Genomic DNA, 17,977 nt, shown 5'->3' with positions numbered 1-17,977 from the left:
GCGGGTGCGCCCGCGCTCGCGCACGGCCTTTTCGGCGACTTCGCGGTCCCGGTCGCGGGGATGGCCGGATTGCGGACATTGTGAGAGAGTCCTCTCGAAACAGTACTCTCACATCGAGGTGACCCGGTGACCAACCCCTATGGCGACGTCGAGCTCACGCCGCGGGACATCCGCGCCCTGGCCCACCCCACGCGCCTCGCCATCCTGGCCCGCCTCCAGCAGCACGGCCCGAGCACCGCGACCGCACTGGCCCCCGAGGTGGGGGCCACCCCGTCGGTCACGAGCTGGCACCTGCGCCACCTCGCCGAGCACGGCCTGGTCCGGGACGCCCAGGTCCCGTCCGACGGTCGACAGCGGTGGTGGGAGGCGGTCGGCCGGGGCTTCCGCTTCACCCCCTCGGAGGACGAGACGGGACGTGACGCCGCCGTGCTCCTGTCGCGCGTGGTGTTCGACCAGGCCCGCGACCTGCCGGACCGCTGGGCCGCGCAGGCCGAACCCCTGCTCGAGGACGACTGGCGGGCCTCGGCAGGGCTGTCCAACACGCGGATCGTCGTGACGTCCGAGGAGCTGGCCGCGGTGGAGGCAGCCATCGAACAGGTGCTCGCGCCATACGTGCTGCGCAAGTCCGAGCCCGACGTGGTGCCGGGCGCGCGCTCGGTCCGGATGCTGCGCTACGTCCTGCCCGAGGCCGCGACCGACGAGGGGGAGCCGGCATGAGCGAGCCCCTGTGGCGGGATCGGCGGTTCGCCACCTACTGGGTGGGTCAGGGGATCTCGCAGTTCGGCGACCGGATCACCGGGCTCGCCCTGCCGCTCATCGCGGTCACCACCCTGCACGCGGGGGCCACCACGGTGGGCCTGCTCACGGCTGCGGTGTGGGCGCCGAACCTGCTGTCCCTCTTCGTCGGCGCCTGGGTCGACCACCACGTGCGAAAGCGGCGGCTGCTCATCCTGGCCGACCTGCTGCGCTGCGCCGTGCTGCTGACGCTGCCGGTGGCGCACCTGGTGGGGGCGATCACCCTCGGCCAGCTGTTCGCGGTCGCGCTGGTGGCCGGCCTCGGGCAGGTGCTCTACCAGACGGCGTACCCGAGCTTCTTCGTCGGCCTCGTGCGTCGTGACCAGTTCGTGGAGGCCAACAGCCTGCTGAGCGGTACCCGGTCGGCCTCGTTCGTGGCCGGCCCCGCCGTCGCCGGCGGCCTGGTCCAGGCAGTCACGGCACCGATGGCCATGCTCGTCGACGCGGTCACCTTCGCGGTGTCGGCCGTCCTCATCGGGCGGGTGAAGGTGCCCGACCTGCCGGTGGACGGCGCCGAGGGGACGAGCCTGCTGCGGCGGGCGCGGGACGGGATGGGCCTGGTGCTCCACGACGCCTACCTGCGGGCGGCCCTCGCGTGTGCCACCACGATCAACCTGTTCAACCTCATGGCCGGCGCGCTCGTCGTCCTCTACGCGAGCCGGCAGCTGGGGATGTCGGCCGGGCTCATCGGGCTCGCCCTCGGGATCGGGGCGACGGGCGGCCTCCTCGGCACGGTTCTCGCCGGGCCGCTGTCGCGAAGGATCGGCATCGGGCGCACCATCGCCGTGGGCGCCGTGGTCTTCTCCGCCCCCTTCGCGCTCATGCCGCTGGCGCAGGGCCCGATGTGGGCGCGCGCCGGGGTGGTGGCGGCCGTCGAGCTCGTCTCCTCCGTCGGCGTGATGTGCCTCGACATCCCGCTCAACGCGCTCATGACGGCGGTGACCCCCGACGGCGTCCGCAGCCGGGTGACCGGCGCGTTCTCGACGGTGAACTACGGGATCCGTCCCGCCGGCGCGGTGCTCGGCGGCGTGGTGGGGGAGTGGATCGGTCTGCGGCCGACCATGGTGGTCGCCGCGGTGGGTGGCTCGCTGTCGGTGCTGTGGCTGCTGTGGTCACCCGTCATCTCGACCCGCACCCTGGACGACCTCCGCGGTGCGACCATCTCGTCGCCCGCGTGACACGGACCTCTGGCCCTAACGCGGCCCGCCGGTGCACGGTGACCTGAGGGGACACCCACACCACGGGGGAGGTCCGCAGTGTCCCAGCCACAGCTCCGCGCCAGCCGTTCGACCAGGACGTCGAACGCCGCAGCCCGACGGTCCGACGTCGGCCGCAGGGTCGGGTTCGTCATCGGCGCCGTCGTCAACGCCGTCCTGCTCTGGTGGGTCAACATCGCGCCCGGGTGGCAGGTGGTGCCTTTCCTCACCGACGACACGCGTCAGGTGCTCGGCCTCGTCAACGCCTCGCTCGCGGTCGGCCTGGTGTCCAGCCTCGTCTCCGCGGTCCTGCTGTGGTTCCGGTTGCGGGCCTTCGGTGACCTGGTGCAGAACGCTGTCGGCCTCGCTGCCCTGGTGCGCCTGTGGCAGGTCTTCCCGTTCGACCTCGGCGGCCAGGGGTTCGACTGGGACCTCGTGGTGCGCTGCGCGCTCGTCCTCGGCATGGTCGGGTCGGTGATCGGCGCCCTGGTGGCAGTGGTGCGCCTGGTCCGCGGCCGCTGAGCGGGGCCGCGCCGCCCCGTGCCGCCGAGACCGGCTGACGGGGGACCGTCCGGATCGTGAGCGACGAGTCCCGTGCGATGGACGTACCGCGACGACGCGGCATACCCTCCGAGAGTGCGTATGCAGCGCCTCCTCCTTCGCCGCCGCGGCGGGGCCTGACCGATCAGCCGCCCCTCGTCGCGGAGTAGCGTTGCCCTGGCTGAGCCTCTGACAGAGCCACCAGCGACGAATCGATAGGCGAGACACCATGATCCACCCGCAGCAGCCCTCGGGCATGCCGGTCGCGAAGTACCTGCCCTTCCAGGACCAGATCGTGGTCGACCTCCCCGACCGCACGTGGCCGACGAAGGTCCTCGACAAGGCGCCCCGGTGGTGCGCGGTGGACCTGCGCGACGGCAACCAGGCACTGATCGACCCGATGAGCCCGGACCGCAAGAAGCGGATGTTCGAGCTGCTCGTGCGCATGGGCTACAAGGAGATCGAGGTCGGCTTCCCCTCGGCCAGCCAGACGGACTTCGACTTCGTGCGGATGCTCATCGAGGACGACATGATCCCCGACGACGTCACGATCCAGGTCCTGACGCAGTGCCGCGACCACCTGATCGAGCGGACCTTCGACGCGATCCGTGGGGCCAAGCAGGCCATCGTGCACTTCTACAACTCGACGTCGGTGCTGCAGCGGCGGGTGGTGTTCGGGCTCGACCAGGACGGCATCGTCGACATCGCGGTCCAGGGCGCGCGGCTGTGCCGCAAGCTCGAGGAGACGGTGCCCGACACGATCGTCTACTACGAGTACAGCCCCGAGTCCTACACCGGCACCGAGCTCGAGTTCGCCGTGCGGATCTGCAACGAGGTCATCGACGTCATCGACCCGACGCCGGACCACAAGATGATCATCAACCTGCCCGCCACCGTGGAGATGGCGACGCCGAACGTCTACGCCGACTCGATCGAGTGGATGACCCGCCACCTCGAGCGCCGCGAGTCGATCGTGGTGTCGCTGCACCCGCACAACGACCGCGGCACCGGCGTCGCGGCGGCGGAGCTGGGCTACCTCGCCGGCGCCGACCGCATCGAGGGCTGCCTGTTCGGCAACGGTGAGCGCACCGGCAACGTCGACCTGGTGACCCTCGGCATGAACCTGTTCAGCCAGGGCATCGACCCGCAGATCGACTTCTCCGACCTCGACGAGATCCGGCGGACCGTCGAGCACTGCAACCAGCTGCCGGTGCCCGAGCGGCACCCCTGGGGCGGTGACCTGGTCTTCACGGCGTTCTCCGGTTCGCACCAGGACGCCATCAAGAAGGGCTTCGAGGACATGGACCGCCAGGTGGCGGCCACCGGCAAGAAGATCGACGAGCTCGTCTGGGGCGTGCCCTACCTGCCCATCGACCCGCACGACGTCGGCCGGTCCTACGAGGCCGTGGTCCGCGTCAACAGCCAGTCCGGCAAGGGCGGTGTCGCCTACATCCTCAAGGCCGAGCACCAGCTCGACCTGCCGCGCCGGCTGCAGATCGAGTTCAGCGGCGTGGTGCAGGCCAAGACCGACAGCGAGGGTGGCGAGGTCAGCCCTGCCGAGCTGTGGAGCGTGTTCCAGGACGAGTACCTGCCCGCCGTCGACGGTGCGGCCAACGCGTGGGGGCGGTTCACTCCGGTCAGCCACGCGCTGGAGAGCCAGGCCGACGGCGCCGACCGCATCGTCGCCACGATGCTCGACCAGGGTGTCGAGGTGCAGGTCGAGGGCACCGGCAACGGCCCGATCGCGGCCTTCATCGACGCCCTGTCGACGCTCGACATCGACGTGCGCGTCCTCGACTACGCCGAGCACGCACTGTCCGCCGGTGGTGACGCCCGGGCGGCGGCCTACGTGGAGTGCGCCGTCGGTGACCGCGTCCTGTGGGGCGTCGGGCTGCACAGCTCGATCGTCAAGGCGTCGCTGACCGCGGTGCTGTCCGCCGTCAACCGCGCCCTGCGTGAGGCCGCCTGACGCGCTCGGCCGTCCACGAGGGACCGCTCAGCGCACACCCTGCGGCCGGAACTGGATGGAGATGCGCGGGCCCACGGCCTTGGTCGACTTGGGGATGCAGTGGTCCCAGGTGCGCTGGCAGGAGCCGCCCATGACGACCAGGTCACCGTGCCCGAGGGAGAAGCCGATCGACTCGCCACCACCGCGGGGCCGCAGCATCAGGGGCCTGGCGGACCCGATCGACAGGATGGCCACCATCGTGTCGAGGTCCTTCGACCGGCCGATGCGGTCCCCGTGCCACGCAACCGAGTCGCGGCCGTCGCGGTAGAGGCACATGCCCGCGCTGACGAACGGCTCGCCGAGCTCGTTCGCGTACCAGCGGCTCAGCTCGTCGCGCGCCTGGTCGAGGACGGGGTGGGGGAGTGCCTCGCCCTCCCCGTAGAACTTGAGGAGCCGGGGGACGTCGACGACGCGCTCGTACATCTCACGCTTCTCGGCGTGCCACGGCACCTCGTGGTGGAGGGCGTCGAACAGCTGCTCGGCGCCGGTGAGCCAACCCGGTCGGTAGTCGACCCAGGCGCCGCGGCTCAGCTGCGTGCGGGTGAGCCGGTGGTCGAGGCCGTGCAGCTCGATCTCGTCGGCGGTGTCGAGGAGCGAGCCCTGGAGTGCCATGCCCATGCCCGGAGTGTAACCCACGTTCGAACACCTGTTCTAGTGATGGAGGGCGTCCTTGGCATTTCCTCAGGTCAGAGGCCTACGCTCGAGTGGTCGAGGGAGGAGGCGATCTCCGTGCGCGCACCGAACCGCTTCGAGAGAGCCGTGGGCACAGGCGTCTTCCGGGTCCTCGGCGCGGTGCTGCTGGCGGCCGTCGTCGTGGCCCTGTTCGTGCCCCGTGAGCCCAACATCCCCTACGACCACGTCTGGGTCTGGGTCGGGTTCGGGGCGTTCGCGGGTCTGTGGCTGACGCTGGTCGCCGGCAGACGGCGGTTGGCGGCCTCCCGGCCGTTGCGCTGGCTGGCGCGGCGGGCGGGCCGGGTGTCGTGGTTCCTCACCCTGCTCGGGACTGCCGCGTGCCTCGTGGTGGCGCTCAACCTCGTCTATCCGGTGGGCTGGGACGCCAAGGCGATGTCCAACCTCGGCAGCCGCCTCGCCCAGGGCCCGGCACCGCTCTTCTACTACCGCTACCTCTCGCGCTACCCCAACCAGATCCCCTTCGCCGCCATCTCGCGGATGAGCTGGGAGCTGAAGGGGCTGCTGGGCTGGGACCAGCGGACCGTCTTCGCGCTGGTCAACGCCGCGTGCGTCGGGGTGTCGCTCCAGAGCCTGTACGTCGTGGTGCGCCGGGTACGCAGTGCGCCATCCGGCCTCGTCGCGCAGGTCGCGGGGATCGCCCTGGTCGCCCTGTCCCCCTGGGTGACCGTGCCCTACACCGACATCGTGACGCTGCCGTGGCCCATCCTCGCCACCGCACTGGCCCTCACCGCCGCCACCCGGTCCTCGCGGGTGGCGGGCGTGGCCCTGGGCGTCGCCGCCGTCGCCGCGCTGGCGGTGGGGTTCGTGCTCAAGACGACTCCGGTGGCGACGATGGCGGGGGTGCTGGCGCTGGGCGTCGTGGTCGTGGCCAGCCTCCTGCGCCGGCCGCGTCGCGCGGCTGCCGCCGGTGCCGTGGTGCTCGTGGCGGCGGGGGTGTTCCTCGGCGCGTCGGCGGGAGCCGATGCGGCCCTGTCCAAGGCATCGGGCCTCGACCTGACGCGGGTGGACACGAGCCGGACGCCACCGCTGTCCTGGTGGGTGGCCATGGGCATGACGCCCACCCAGGGCAACACCAAGCGGTATGGCGCGTACAACGCGACCATGGTGGCCAGGACCGTCCACCTCGACCACGCCGAGCTGGTGCGCTGGTCCGACCAGGCGCTGCGGCAGCGACTGCACGAGCTCGGGCCGACGGGGTACGCCACGTTCGCCGCCAACAAGGTCACCTGGAACCTCGGCGACGGCATGTTCTGGGCCTGGGGCGAGGGCAGTGACGCAACGACACCGGTGCCTCGACACGGGCCCCTGACTCCGTGGATCGTGTCGTGGAGCCACCCCCAGGGCACCCACTACGCGCTCCGGGCCGGGCTCACCCAGGGACTGTGGCTGGTCGTGCTCCTGGCCGCCGGGCTGGGGCTGCTGGTGCGCCCCTACCGTCGCGACGTGGCGCTCGTCGTGGCGTCGGTGTTCGCGATCATCCTGTTCACGCTGGTGTTCCAGGGGCGGTCGCGCTACCTGCTCGTCTACGCGCCGGTGTCCGTGGCGCTCGCCGCGGCGGTCGCCCCTGGCGGCCGCAACGGCCTGGTGCAACCGGCTCGGCTGGCCCTCAGTCGCGTGCGCTCGCGCTCAGCCGGTCGACCTCGGCTGTGAGCTCGCGTCGCAGCTCGTCGTGCTGGGGGCCGAGCACGGTGTCGGTCGCGGGCTCGCGCCACCGCTCGATCGGGTGCAGGGCCACCGGGCGCCAGGCGTGGTCGGGGCCCTCCCACTCGTAGCGCGGCCAGACGTGGGCGTGCAGGAACGCGTCGTGGTTGCCCTGGATCTCCAGGTTGATGCGCCGGAACGCCGGGTCGCGACGGGCGCACACCGTCTGCACCGCCTCACCGAGCAGCTCCATGTCGGCCAGGAACTCCAGGCGGCGGGACCGGGGCAGGTCCGTCAGCCGGTCTGCGCCGGGGGTGTCGGTGACGAGCACGCAGTACCCGGGCAGGAACTGCACGTCGCCGATCACCGCGAACCCGGCGCGGAGCCGTCGCAGCACCGTGGGGTTCTCCCCGCGCAGTGCCGCCCCCACCCGGTCCTGCCTCCAGTCGCCCATGGCCGGCGACCCTACGGCACCGCCTCCCGGCCGCAGCCCCGCTGTGGGGGAGAATGGCGTCATGCCCCTGTACCGCGACGAAGGCATCGTCCTGCGCACCCAGAAGCTGGGCGAGGCCGACCGCATCGTCACCCTGCTCACGCGGGGGCTGGGCAAGGTGCGCGTGGTGGGCAAGGGCGTACGGCGCACGAAGAGCCGGTTCGGGGCGCGGCTGGAGCCGGCCATGTGGGTCGACGTCCAGTGCTTCGAGGGCCGCACGCTCGACACCGTCACCCAGGCGGAGTCGCTCGCCTCCTGGGGCGACGTCCTGGCCCGCGACTACACGACCTACACGGCCGCGGCGGCCATGCTCGAGACGGCGGACCGGCTCACCGAGGAGCGCGAGCCGAACGTCCAGCAGTACCTCCTGCTCCAAGGGGCCCTGCGCTCGATGGCCGAAGGTCTGCACGACCCGGGCCTGGTCCTCGACGCCTACCTGCTGCGGGCCCTGGCCGTCGCCGGCTGGGCACCGAGCTTCCACGACTGTGCGCGCTGCGGTGCCCACGGCCCGCACCGCGCCTTCAACCTCGCCGCGGGCGGCACCGTGTGCTCGGCCTGCCGCCCACCGGGCTCGGCGGCCCCGGCCCCGGAGACGTTGTCGCTGCTGGCGGCGCTGCTCGCCGGTGACTGGTCCGTGGCCGACGCCTCGAGTGGACGCCACCGCCGCGAGGGGAGCACCCTGGCCAGCGCCTTCCTCCAGTGGCACCTGGAACGGGGTGTGCGATCGTTGCGCCTCGTGGACCGACGAGACCCCGACGCCCCGACCCAGGTGGACTCCCGCGTGACGTGGTCGGCCGTGCCGCTGATCGCGGCGGTGGAGAAGGTCGACCAGGCGCACGCCGCAGCCCAGGCGGCCCAGGCGTGAGCGCTGGATACGCCAAGCCCTTCCCGCATCCGAGCGGAGCCCAACCTCCTTCTCTCCCCAAGGAGCTCGTGCCGCGACACGTGGCGGTGGTCATGGACGGCAACGGCCGCTGGGCCAACCAGCGAGGCCTTCCGCGCACCAAGGGCCACGAGGCTGGGGAGGCGGCCCTCCTCGACGTCGTCGCCGGGGCCATCGAGATCGGCGTGACGCACCTGTCGGCCTACGCGTTCTCGACGGAGAACTGGAAGCGCAGTCCCGACGAGGTGCGCTTCCTCATGGGGTTCAACCGTGACGTCATCCGCCGCCGCCGCGACCAGCTCCACGAGTGGGGCGTGCGCATGCGCTGGGTCGGGCGGCGCCCCCGGCTGTGGGGCTCGGTCATCAAGGAGCTCGAGACGGCGCAGGAGCTGACCAGGGACAACACCGGGCTGACGCTGTACTTCTGCGTCAACTACGGCGGCCGCGCCGAGATCGCCGACGCCGTGCAGCGCATCGCCGAGCAGGTGCAGCGCGGCAAGCTCAAGCCGGGCTCGATCGACGAGAAGACCATCGCCCGCCACCTGCCCGAGGCGGACATGCCCGACGTCGACCTGTTCGTGCGGAGCTCGGGGGAGCAGCGCACCAGCAACTTCCTGCTGTGGCAGAGCGCCTACGCCGAGATGGTCTTCCAGGACACGCTGTGGCCCGACTACGACCGTCGACACCTGTGGCAGGCCATCCAGACGTATGCCGAGCGCGACCGCCGCTACGGCGGCGCAGTTGACCTGCCGACGGGCTGAGTCAGCGGGCGCAGCCGGCGCAGGTGCCGAAGATCTCCAGGGTGTGGTGGACGTCGGTGAAGCCGTGCTCGGCGCTGACCCTGGTCGCCCAGGCCTCGACGGTGGGGCCCTCGACCTCGACGGTGCGACCGCAGTCGCGGCACACCAGGTGGTGGTGGTGGCCGGTCGAGCAGGCCCGGTAGACGGCCTCGCCGTCGTCGGTGCGCAGCATGTCGATCTCGCCGTCGGCGGCCATGGCCTGAAGGTTGCGGTAGACGGTGGCGAGGCCGACCTTGTCGCCGCCCGCGCGCAGCAGCGCGTGCAGCTCCTGGGCCGAGCGGAACTCGCCCGTGCCGGCGAGCAGCGCAGCCACCGCGGCCCGCTGGCGGGTGGGACGGCGAGGAACGTCCACCGCCTCGGTGGCCGAGCGGTTGGTCGCGCTCGCGGTGCGGTCCTGGACTCCGGTCATCGCGGTGCCGTCTCCTTCGGGGTGGTGCCGCCGGTCGGCTCGCCGTGGGTGTGGCCGCCGGGGGCGTGCTCGTCGTAGTGCCCCTCGTGGGGCGCGTGCAGGTGGCCGTCGTGGACGTAGTCGAGGTGGTCGTCGTGGGCGACAGCCGCGTGGCCGCAACCCGGTCCGTGCTCGTGGTCGTGGCGCTCGGCCCGGCGGTGGCGGGCCGCCCGCGCGGTGGCGACCGCTCCGCTCAGGCTTGCGACGACCACGAAGAAGCCGATGGCCAGCAGGACGATGGTGCCGCCGGACGGGGTCTCGGCGTAGAACGACGCGACGACACCGCCCACGCTGGAGACGACGCCGACCAGGACGGCCCAGCGCACCGAGGCCCGGAAGCTGCGCCCGAGCAGCTGGGCCGTGGCGTTGGGGATGATCATCAGGGCGCTGATGAGCAGCAGGCCTACCACCCGCATCGAGACGACGACGGTGACGGCGGTCAGCACCGCCAGGGCGATGTTGAGGCCGGTGACCGGGAGGCCGCTGGCGCGGGCGTACTCCTCGTCGTTGGCCACCGCGAACAGCCAGGGCCGCAGCAACCAGGTCGCCAGCAGCACCACGAGGGCGAGCCCGGCGAACACCCACAGGTCCTTCTGGTCCGCGGTGGTGATCGCCCCGAAGAGGTATGCCGTGAGGTTGGCAGGGCTGCTGCTCGGCGACTTGGCGATGATGACGACACCGGCGGCGATGCCGCCGTAGAACATCACGGCCAGGGCGATGTCGCCGCTGGTGCGGCCCCGGCCGCGGATCACCTCGATCGCGATGGCGGCGGCCACCGCGGCGAGCAGGGCCGTGAGCACGGGCGCCTGCCCGGTGAGCAGGCCGACGGCCACACCGGCGAGGGCGACGTGCCCCATGCCGTCGCCGATCAGCGACAGCCGCCGCTGCACGAGGAACACGCCCACCAGCGGCGCGGCGATGCCGACGAGCAGGGCCGCGAGCAGCGCCTGGCGCATGAAGTCGAGGGAGAGGAGCTCAGTCACCGGATGCCTCCCCTCGGGTCGAGCGGGCCGGACGCCGGCGTGCCCTGCACGCGGGTCCTGGGCGCGACCTCGTCGTGGTCGTGCTCGTGGTGGTCGTGGTGGTCTGGCACGAACTGCCCTGTGCGCGTGGCAAACTCGTCCGGCGTGCCGTCGAACGCGATCCTGCCTCCCTGGACGAGGACGATGCGCGAGACGATGCCCGCCAGAGCGGTCAGCTCGTGCGTGACGATGACCATGGTCGTCCCGCGCCGGCGCAGGCGGGCGAGGACCGTCGACAGCACGTGCTGGTTGGCGGCGTCGACGCCGGCCGTGGGCTCGTCCATGAGCAGGACGTCGGGCTCCGAGGCGAGGGCGCGGGCGATGAGCACCCTCCGCTGCTGGCCGCCCGACAGCGTGGAGACGTCGGCGGCGGCGCGGTCGGACAGCCCGACCACCTCAAGGGCGCGGTCGATGACCTCCTGGTCCCGCGGCGTACGGCGCACCGGCCACCACCACCGCTGGTGGGGGAGCCGTCCGACGGCGACGATCTCCTCGACCGTGGCCCGCACCGAGGCGGAGAGCGTGTGCCGCTGGGGCACGTAGCCGAGCCGTGCGTGCTCGTGGAAGGACTCGCGCGGCGTGCCGAACAGCCTCACCTCGCCGCCGAGCCGGTCGTTGAGCCCGAGCATCCCCCGCACGAGCGTCGACTTGCCCGAGCCGTTGGGCCCGAGCACCGCGACGACCTCGCCGGCGCGGACGGTGAGGTCGGCGCCCTGGATGACGGCCTGGTCGGCGTAGCCGAAGGACGCGCGGTCGAGCTCGAGGACGGGCGTCCCGGCGGGTGCTGTGGTGGTCACGAACACTCCTGTCCTGCTTCGAGGGTGGCGAGGTTGGCCCGCATGACGCTGGGGTAGTCGCGACCGGCGGATGCGGTGGTGATGCCCTCGAGGGGGTCGAGCACCGCCAGTCTCGCACCGGTCTCGCGGGCCAGGGTCCTGGCGACGTCCTCGCTGACGAGGGTCTCGGCGTAGACCGTCGTGGCGCCGCTGCGCCGGATGCGGTCGGTGATGTCCGCCAGCGCGGCCGGGCTGGGTTCGGCGTCCGGCGTGAGCCCGGTGATGCTCTGCTGGGTCAGCCCGTAGGCCCGCGCGAGGTAGCCGAACGCGGCGTGCGCGGTGACCAGGTCCTTGACCCTGCACTGCTCCAGCCCGCTCCGGAACTGCCGGTCGAGTGTCGTCATGGTGGCGCGGAACGCCTTGGCGTTGGAGGTGTACTCCGCTGCGTGCGCCGGGTCACGCCGGCCAAGCTCCGCGCCGATCGCGTCCCCGACGTCGGCGTAGCGCAGCGGGTCGAGCCAGAAGTGGGGGTCCTTCGCCGCATGGTCGTCGTGCTGCGCGTGGGCCGACTCGGTCTCGTCCGCGGCGGTGAGGTCGAGTCGGGCGGCGGCAGAGACGTCGAGCGCGGTGTGCCTGGCCTCGCTGCGCACGGCGTCGTCGACGGCAGGCTGGAAGCCCTTCTCGTAGACGACCAGGTCGGCCAGGGCGACGTGGGCGACCTGACGGGGGTTGAGCTCGAGGTCGTGCGGCTCCGCGCCGGGCTTGGTGAGGGACTGCACCTCGACGAGGTCCCCGCCGACCTGGCTCACGGCGTACTCGAGGGGGTAGAACGCGGCCGCGACGGTGACCTTGCCGGAGTCCGCGCTTCCACCGAGTCCGCTACCGCACGCGCTGGTGAGGACCAGGGCGACCAGAGCGGCGGCTGGGCCGAGCAGACGGCGGGGTGACATGATCATGATTCTCAACTGAGATGAGAACCATTGTCAAAACCGTCCCGGGTCAGCTCCGGGGGAAGGCCTGCGTGATCGTGATCGCCACGGCCATCAGCAGGATGGTGGCGCGCATGAGGCGGGGCACCGGCTCGAGGACGGGCCACGACAGGTAAAGGGTCCAGAGCAGGAACAGCACGACGAGGAGCAGCAGGACCCAGCCCCACCCCGGCACGAACAGGCCGGCGACCATCAGAGCCAGGATGGCGAGGAAGGGGACCGGCCGGGGGAGCGCGTTCAGCCGCTGGAGGGCGGGCAGGCTGGCTCGCTGGATGGACTCACGCAGGGAGGACACGCGCCAAACCCTAGATGGTGGGCCTGGGGTGGCTCGCGCGCCATACCCCGTCGAGGCTGCGGCGACCGCACAGTAACCTTCTCCGCATGGCCGCACCCTCCACCGTCGACACCGTCGTCTCCCTCTGCAAGCGCCGCGGGTTCGTGTTCCCGTGCGGCGAGATCTACGGCGGCACGAGGTCCGCCTGGGACTACGGCCCGCTGGGTGTGGAGCTCAAGGAGAACATCAAGCGGCAGTGGTGGAAGTCGACCGTCACCGGCCGTGACGACGTGGTCGGGCTCGACTCGTCGGTGATCCTGCCGCGCCAGACATGGGAGGCCTCGGGCCACGTCGCGACCTTCTCCGACCCGCTGGTCGAGTGCCTGTCGTGCCACAAGCGCTTCCGCGCCGACCACCTGCAGGAGGCCGTCGCCGAGAAGAAGGGCATCGCCGACCCCGACGAGGTCAAGCTCGTCGACATCGCCTGCACCAACTGCGGCACCCGAGGCCAGTGGACCGAGCCGCGCCAGTTCTCCGGCCTGCTCAAGACCCACCTCGGTGTCGTCGAGGACGAGTCGGGGCTGCACTACCTGCGCCCCGAGACCGCCCAGGGCATCTTCCTCAACTTCCTCAACGTCATGCAGTCAGCGCGCAAGAAGCCGCCGTTCGGCATCGCCCAGACCGGCAAGAGCTTCCGCAACGAGATCACCCCGGGCAACTTCATCTTCCGCACCCGCGAGTTCGAGCAGATGGAGATGGAGTTCTTCGTCAAGCCGGGCGAGGACGAGGAGTGGCACCAGTACTGGATCGACGAGCGCACGCGCTGGTACACCGACCTCGGCATCAACCCCGACAACCTGCGCCACTACGAGCACGCCCAGGAGAAGCTGAGCCACTACTCCAAGCGCACCGTCGACATCGAGTACCGCTTCAACTTCGCCGGCAGCGAGTGGGGCGAGCTCGAGGGCATCGCCAACCGCACCGACTTCGACCTCAAGACCCACAGCCAGCACTCGGGCACCGACCTCGTCTACTTCGACCAGGCCAGCGGGGAGAAGTACACGCCCTACGTCATCGAGCCGGCGGCCGGCCTGTCGCGCTCGCTCATGACGTTCCTCGTCGACGCCTACACCGAGGACGAGGCCCCCAACACCAAGGGCGGCGTCGACAAGCGCGTCGTGCTCAAGCTCGACAAGCGGCTGGCGCCGGTCAAGGCCGCCGTCCTGCCGCTGTCGCGCAACGCCGACCTGTCGCCCAAGGCACGCGACCTCGCGGCCACGCTGCGCCAGCACTGGAACATCGACTTCGACGACGCGGGCGCCATCGGCCGCCGCTACCGCCGCCAGGACGAGATCGGCACGCCCTTCTGCATCACGGTCGACTTCGACACCCTCGACGACCAGGCGGTGACCATCCGTGAGCGCGACACCATGGCGCAGGAGCGGGTCGCCCTCGACCAGGTCGAGGGGTACCTCGGGTCGCGCCTGCTCGGCTGCTGACGTCCGGACCCGGCGGCCGCTCGACCCCGCTCTGCCCACTTCACTGCGCCCTGCCCACGAAGTTTCATGGGCAGGGCGCACTCTTGTGGGCTGAGTCGCGGCGCGCCCTGACCCATCCGTGGGTCAATGGGGTGACGAACCCCGGTGGCGCCTCGATGTCGTGGGCGCACCGGAGCCCCAGGGAGGTGTCGTGCAGCGCGAGGTGGACGCCGACTTCGCCCGGTACGTCCGGGCCCGTCAGCACCAGCTGCTCCGTGCCGCCAACCTGGTCTGCGGCAACGGCCCGCGTGCCGAGGAGGTCCTCGAGCAGGCCCTCGCCACGGCTGCGGGGCGCTGGCACCGGATGCGGGACGAGCCGGACCTCGCCGTCCGCCGGCTCCTCTACCGCGACGCAGTCTCCTCCCGGGGTGGTCGCGTCGACGCCCACGGGGTGCTGGCCGCGCTGACGCCCGGGCACCGGGCGCTGCTGGTCCTGCGGTACTTCGAGGAGCGCAGCGAGCCGCAGGTGGCGGAGGTGCTCGGGGGCACGGTCCCTGAGGTGGCGCGCGAGACCTCGGCGGCGGTCACCCGGCTGCACGAGCTGTACCCGGCCCACGACGTGACCGAGCTGCTGGACGACGCGAGCGGCGGTGTGGACGAGGTCGACCTGGCCCAGCGCGCCTGGGACGCAGCGCTCGCCGGCCGTCGACTGCGGCGACGACGGGTCGCCTCCACGGTCGCGGGTCTCGCAGCGGTGGGGGTGGTGGTGGCGGTCGCCCAGGGTGCGGGACGTGTCGGGCCCGTGCCTGCTCCGTCACCCACCACGACGACGAGCAAGCCTGCGCTGCAACGTCTTCCGGACGGCACGATGTATGCCGCGATGCCGCTGGAGGGCGAGGAGGATGGCCTGCCCGACTTCGACGCAGGACTGCCGTCGGCCATCGACCCCGAGGGGAGAACGGTGCGCCTGTCGACGCTCTCCTCCCCGCCGGGCTCCGTGGTCGCGGTCTACCTGCGCAGGGCGGGCACGCACTACCGCGCCGTGCTGGTGCCCGCGGACCGCACGCAGGTCCTCGTCGACACCCTCGACCTGCTGCCGACGCGCGACTCCGGCGGCAACGAGGGAGAACCGTTGGGGGCGAAGGCGATCAGCGCCGACGGCCGGTACGTGGTGTTCGCCCAACCCCGTGCGGTCGTGCGGCTCGACCTGCGCACCGGCGCGGTCGACCGGTATGCCGTGCCGGCACCGGACCTGCTCGTGGCCGGCTGGCGCGCCGGGAGCACGGTGGTTGCGCGCACGGCGGGGGAGGCGTGGAGCCTCGACCTGTCCCAGCCGTCACCGACGGCCGCGCGCAGCGCCGTGCCTGTGGCGCTGACGCGAGGCGTCGCCGTACCCGTCACGGAGCTGGCCGGCGAGACCGTCACCGCGGGCCGCTGGGCAGCCAGCGGCGCGTACTTCGACCAGGACGTCACCTCACCGGTGATCGTGCGCGGCAACGGCCCGATCTACCAGGGGCTCGTCGCCGTCGACCAGGACGCGCGCGCCGGGCGGGTGCTGCTGGCACCCGAGTCGCCCGACGGCCGGACCGGACGGGTGAAGGAGTGCTGCACCGTGCTGGCGTGGGCCGACCCGTCGACCGTGCTGTTCCGGTCCAGCGGCTACGACGGGTCGTGGGTCCTGGCCTGGAACGTGGAGACGGGTCGGGTCTACGACGTCACCCGGCTCGACGAGGGCGGCGGCGTCGACTACCCGCACGCCGTCGCCCTCGCCGTCGGCAGCCGGGGCTAGGTGTTGCTCAGGCCAGGGTGGCCGTGTCGATGACGAAGCGGTAGCGGACGTCGGAGGCGAGGACGCGCTGGTAGGCCTCGTTGACCTGGTCCGCCGAGATGACCTCGACCTCGGCGCCGATGCCGTGCAGGATCAGCGTCCCGCCACCGACGAGGGTCCCGAGCCAGAACGGCACTCCTCCATCTCCCGTCACGACGCACGAACCGTCTCCGCCACGCCCGCGGCGACGTACAGGACCGCGAGGCACAGGGCCAGGATGTCGGCCAGCCTTCGCCGGGCCATGGCTTGTTGTCCGAGCCGGGGCGTGGCGCGGCAACAGACCCGGAACCTGAACGGAACCTGACAGACGTCATGGTGATCTCGTGACGCCCGTCGCAGGTTCACGCCTGTCCGGTCCGGCAGGCTCCTGCCATGACCCAGACCCGTACCCTGCGCCGGCCCACCGGGGGAGCCGTCGCCGACACCCTTCCCGCGATCGAGCTCGTGGGGCTCACCAAGAGCTTCGGCGCCGTCCGCGCCGTCCGCGGCATCGACCTGACCATCGCTCCCGGTGAGGTGGTGGCCTTCCTCGGCCCCAACGGCGCCGGCAAGACCACCACCGTCGACATGTTGCTCGGCCTGTCCCGGCCCGACGAGGGGTCCGTCCGAGTCCACGGCCTGGAGCCGGGGCACGCGGTCCGCCGCGGCCTGGTCGCTGCCGTGATGCAGACCGGTGGCCTGCTCAAGGACCTGACCGTCGAGGAGACGCTGCGGCTCACCGCGAGCCTGTTCGCCGACACCCGTCCCGTCGGCGAGGTGCTCGAGCGTGCGGGCATCGCCGACATCGCCGACCGCCGGGTCGGGAAGTGCTCTGGCGGCCAGCAGCAGCGGCTGCGGTTCGCCATGGCCCTGCTGCCCGACCCGGAGCTGCTCGTCCTCGACGAGCCGACGACCGGCATGGACGTGGGGGGCCGGCGCGAGTTCTGGGCAGCGATACGGGAGGACGCGTCCCGTGGCCGCACCGTCGTCTTCGCGACGCACTACCTCGAGGAGGCGGACGCCTACGCCGACCGCGTCGTCCTCGTCAGCCATGGCCGGGTCGTCGCCGACGGGACCGCGGCGCAGGTGAAGTCGCTGGTCTCGGGGCGCACCGTGCGAGCAACCCTCCCCAACGCCGATCAGGCTGTCCTGCAGGCGATCCCGGGAGTAGAGACCGTCGAGGTGCGCGGCGACTCCGTCATCGTGAGCTCGACCGACAGCGACGCCGTGCTGCGCCACCTGCTGACCCGCACGGCAGCGCGTGACCTCGAGGTCACAGCTCGCGGCCTCGAGGACGCCTTCATCTCGCTGACCTCCGAAGGAGCACAGTCATGACCACCGCCGACCTGGCCGCCAATGAGCGGTCCGTCCCACGCTTCGGGAGCTTCAACTCCACGCTGGTGCGCCTCGAGCTGCGCCGCATGCTCCGCAACCGCCGCACCGTCATCTTCTCCGTCGTCATGCCGGTGCTGTTCTTCCTGCTGTTCGGCACGGGCAAGTCCTACTCGGACGAGAGCGCCGGCCACGGCAACGTCGCCGCCTTCATCATGGTCAGCATGGCGCTCTACGGGGCGATGCTGTCGACGACCGGCGGCGGGGCGATGGTCGCGGTCGAACGCAGCCAGGGCTGGAGCCGCCAGCTGCGCCTCACGCCGCTGAGCTCCACGGCATACATCTCGGTGAAGGTGCTCGTCGCCATGCTGCTCGGGGCCCTGTCGGTGGTCGTGACCTATGCCGCCGGCGCCCTCACCGGGGCGCACATGGACACGTCGGTGTGGCTCGTCACGGGGGTCGCCGTGTGGGTCGGGTCGCTCGTCTTCGCAGCGTTCGGCGTCTTCATGGGCTACCTGCTGCCGAGCGAGAACGTGATGCAGATCCTCGGTCCCGGCCTCGCCCTGTTCGCCTTCCTCGGTGGGCTCTTCCTGCCGTTGGAGGAGATGAGCCCGACGTTCCGGACGATCGCCCACTTCACGCCGATGTACGGCCTCAACGAGGTGGTGCACGCACCCCTGACCGGCGACGCACCGGGCTGGGCCGCCGTGGTGAACGTCCTCGTCTGGTTGGCCGTGTTCGTCGGGGGCGCGGTATGGCGCTTCGGCCGGGACACCGCCCGCGTCTGAGCCTCCGTCCCGCC

18 protein-coding genes and 1 pseudogene are annotated in these 17,977 nt (G+C 71.7%); 11 read left to right on the top strand and 8 right to left on the bottom strand.

Features of this window, described 5'->3' with window-relative positions; all coding sequences use genetic code 11:
• Positions 1-126: 126 nt before the first annotated feature.
• The 4 genes from AB4Z02_RS00770 to leuA all read left to right on the top strand — a co-directional run bounded on the left by AB4Z02_RS00770 (position 127) and on the right by leuA (position 4,500).
• Positions 127-717, top strand: a complete 591-nt coding sequence (locus AB4Z02_RS00770; RefSeq protein ID WP_441968507.1) for an ArsR/SmtB family transcription factor — start codon at positions 127-129, stop codon at positions 715-717.
• A complete protein-coding gene (locus tag AB4Z02_RS00765; protein ID WP_441968505.1) occupies positions 714-1,973 on the top strand; it encodes an MFS transporter in 1,260 nt (419 codons plus the stop codon). Before AB4Z02_RS00770 ends, AB4Z02_RS00765 begins: the two co-directional genes overlap by 4 nt.
• Before the next feature lie 78 nt (positions 1,974-2,051).
• Positions 2,052-2,513, top strand: coding sequence for a hypothetical protein (locus AB4Z02_RS00760; RefSeq protein WP_441968503.1), 462 nt, complete (start codon positions 2,052-2,054; stop codon positions 2,511-2,513).
• A 247-nt stretch (positions 2,514-2,760) separates the two neighbouring features.
• Complete coding sequence (leuA, locus tag AB4Z02_RS00755; RefSeq protein WP_441968501.1) at positions 2,761-4,500, top strand: 2-isopropylmalate synthase; 1,740 nt, start codon at positions 2,761-2,763, stop codon at positions 4,498-4,500.
• A 27-nt stretch (positions 4,501-4,527) separates the two neighbouring features.
• On the opposite strand, the gene AB4Z02_RS00750 is transcribed toward leuA, so the two are convergent.
• On the bottom strand, positions 4,528-5,157 hold the full coding sequence (locus tag AB4Z02_RS00750) for an alpha-ketoglutarate-dependent dioxygenase AlkB (RefSeq protein WP_441968499.1): 630 nt from the start codon (positions 5,155-5,157) through the stop codon (positions 4,528-4,530).
• Positions 5,158-5,268: 111 nt separating this feature from the next.
• Between AB4Z02_RS00750 and AB4Z02_RS00745 the strand changes: the two genes are divergently transcribed.
• Positions 5,269-6,882, top strand: a complete 1,614-nt coding sequence (locus AB4Z02_RS00745; protein ID WP_441968497.1) for a hypothetical protein — start codon at positions 5,269-5,271, stop codon at positions 6,880-6,882.
• On the opposite strand, the gene AB4Z02_RS00740 is transcribed toward AB4Z02_RS00745, so the two are convergent.
• Positions 6,839-7,327 carry a diadenosine tetraphosphate hydrolase gene (locus AB4Z02_RS00740; RefSeq protein WP_441968495.1) on the bottom strand — a complete coding sequence of 163 codons (489 nt, stop codon included), beginning with the start codon at positions 7,325-7,327 and terminating at the stop codon, positions 6,839-6,841. The two genes, AB4Z02_RS00745 and AB4Z02_RS00740, sit on opposite strands and share 44 nt — an antisense overlap.
• Positions 7,328-7,388: 61 nt before the next feature.
• Between AB4Z02_RS00740 and recO the strand changes: the two genes are divergently transcribed.
• A complete protein-coding gene (gene recO / locus AB4Z02_RS00735) occupies positions 7,389-8,231 on the top strand; it encodes a DNA repair protein RecO (RefSeq protein WP_082590840.1) in 843 nt (280 codons plus the stop codon).
• Positions 8,228-9,010 carry an isoprenyl transferase gene (locus AB4Z02_RS00730; RefSeq protein ID WP_056884619.1) on the top strand — a complete coding sequence of 261 codons (783 nt, stop codon included), beginning with the start codon at positions 8,228-8,230 and terminating at the stop codon, positions 9,008-9,010. Before recO ends, AB4Z02_RS00730 begins: the two co-directional genes overlap by 4 nt.
• 1 nt (position 9,011) lies before the next feature.
• On the opposite strand, the gene AB4Z02_RS00725 is transcribed toward AB4Z02_RS00730, so the two are convergent.
• Genes AB4Z02_RS00725 through AB4Z02_RS00705 form a run of 5 tightly spaced genes read right to left on the bottom strand, consistent with a single transcriptional unit; the run spans position 9,012 to position 12,579 of the window.
• Positions 9,012-9,458, bottom strand: coding sequence for a Fur family transcriptional regulator (locus AB4Z02_RS00725; protein WP_082590836.1), 447 nt, complete (start codon positions 9,456-9,458; stop codon positions 9,012-9,014).
• Positions 9,455-10,480, bottom strand: coding sequence for a metal ABC transporter permease (locus AB4Z02_RS00720; RefSeq protein ID WP_056884618.1), 1,026 nt, complete (start codon positions 10,478-10,480; stop codon positions 9,455-9,457). Before AB4Z02_RS00720 ends, AB4Z02_RS00725 begins: the two co-directional genes overlap by 4 nt.
• Positions 10,477-11,316: a metal ABC transporter ATP-binding protein gene (locus AB4Z02_RS00715; protein ID WP_056884823.1), complete on the bottom strand. Its 840-nt coding sequence runs from the start codon at positions 11,314-11,316 to the stop codon at positions 10,477-10,479. The genes AB4Z02_RS00720 and AB4Z02_RS00715 overlap by 4 nt, the downstream gene beginning before the upstream one ends.
• Entirely contained in the window at positions 11,313-12,245 is a 933-nt protein-coding gene (locus tag AB4Z02_RS00710; RefSeq protein WP_441968491.1) for a metal ABC transporter substrate-binding protein, read from the bottom strand. The genes AB4Z02_RS00715 and AB4Z02_RS00710 overlap by 4 nt, the downstream gene beginning before the upstream one ends.
• Positions 12,246-12,294: 49 nt before the next feature.
• Positions 12,295-12,579, bottom strand: a complete 285-nt coding sequence (locus tag AB4Z02_RS00705) for a DUF6703 family protein (RefSeq protein ID WP_056884617.1) — start codon at positions 12,577-12,579, stop codon at positions 12,295-12,297.
• Positions 12,580-12,665: 86 nt separating this feature from the next.
• Between AB4Z02_RS00705 and AB4Z02_RS00700 the strand changes: the two genes are divergently transcribed.
• Positions 12,666-14,057 carry a glycine--tRNA ligase gene (locus AB4Z02_RS00700; RefSeq protein WP_441968488.1) on the top strand — a complete coding sequence of 464 codons (1,392 nt, stop codon included), beginning with the start codon at positions 12,666-12,668 and terminating at the stop codon, positions 14,055-14,057.
• Between the two features lie 190 nt (positions 14,058-14,247).
• Positions 14,248-15,825 carry a hypothetical protein gene (locus tag AB4Z02_RS00695; RefSeq protein ID WP_441968486.1) on the top strand — a complete coding sequence of 526 codons (1,578 nt, stop codon included), beginning with the start codon at positions 14,248-14,250 and terminating at the stop codon, positions 15,823-15,825.
• Positions 15,826-15,832: 7 nt separating this feature from the next.
• On the opposite strand, the pseudogene AB4Z02_RS00690 reads toward AB4Z02_RS00695, so the two are convergent.
• A pseudogene (locus AB4Z02_RS00690) lies at positions 15,833-15,952 on the bottom strand (NAD(P)-dependent alcohol dehydrogenase); the annotation flags it as partial.
• A gap of 284 nt (positions 15,953-16,236) precedes the next feature.
• Here AB4Z02_RS00690 and AB4Z02_RS00685 point away from each other — a divergent pair.
• Both AB4Z02_RS00685 and AB4Z02_RS00680 read left to right on the top strand, forming a co-directional pair.
• Complete coding sequence (locus AB4Z02_RS00685) at positions 16,237-17,178, top strand: ABC transporter ATP-binding protein (RefSeq protein ID WP_056884613.1); 942 nt, start codon at positions 16,237-16,239, stop codon at positions 17,176-17,178.
• The gene (locus tag AB4Z02_RS00680) at positions 17,175-17,963 is read left to right on the top strand and encodes an ABC transporter permease (protein ID WP_056884612.1); all 789 of its coding nucleotides are present in this window, start codon (positions 17,175-17,177) and stop codon (positions 17,961-17,963) included. The genes AB4Z02_RS00685 and AB4Z02_RS00680 overlap by 4 nt, the downstream gene beginning before the upstream one ends.
• The last annotated feature ends 14 nt before the right edge of the window (positions 17,964-17,977 follow it).

Origin of the sequence: Pedococcus sp. 2YAF34 (genome assembly GCF_052114585.1) — a bacterium.
In the GTDB taxonomy this organism is placed as follows: domain Bacteria; phylum Actinomycetota; class Actinomycetes; order Actinomycetales; family Dermatophilaceae; genus Pedococcus.
Note: the sequence above shows the minus strand (reverse complement) of the source record. Positions and strands in the feature narration are given on the sequence as shown.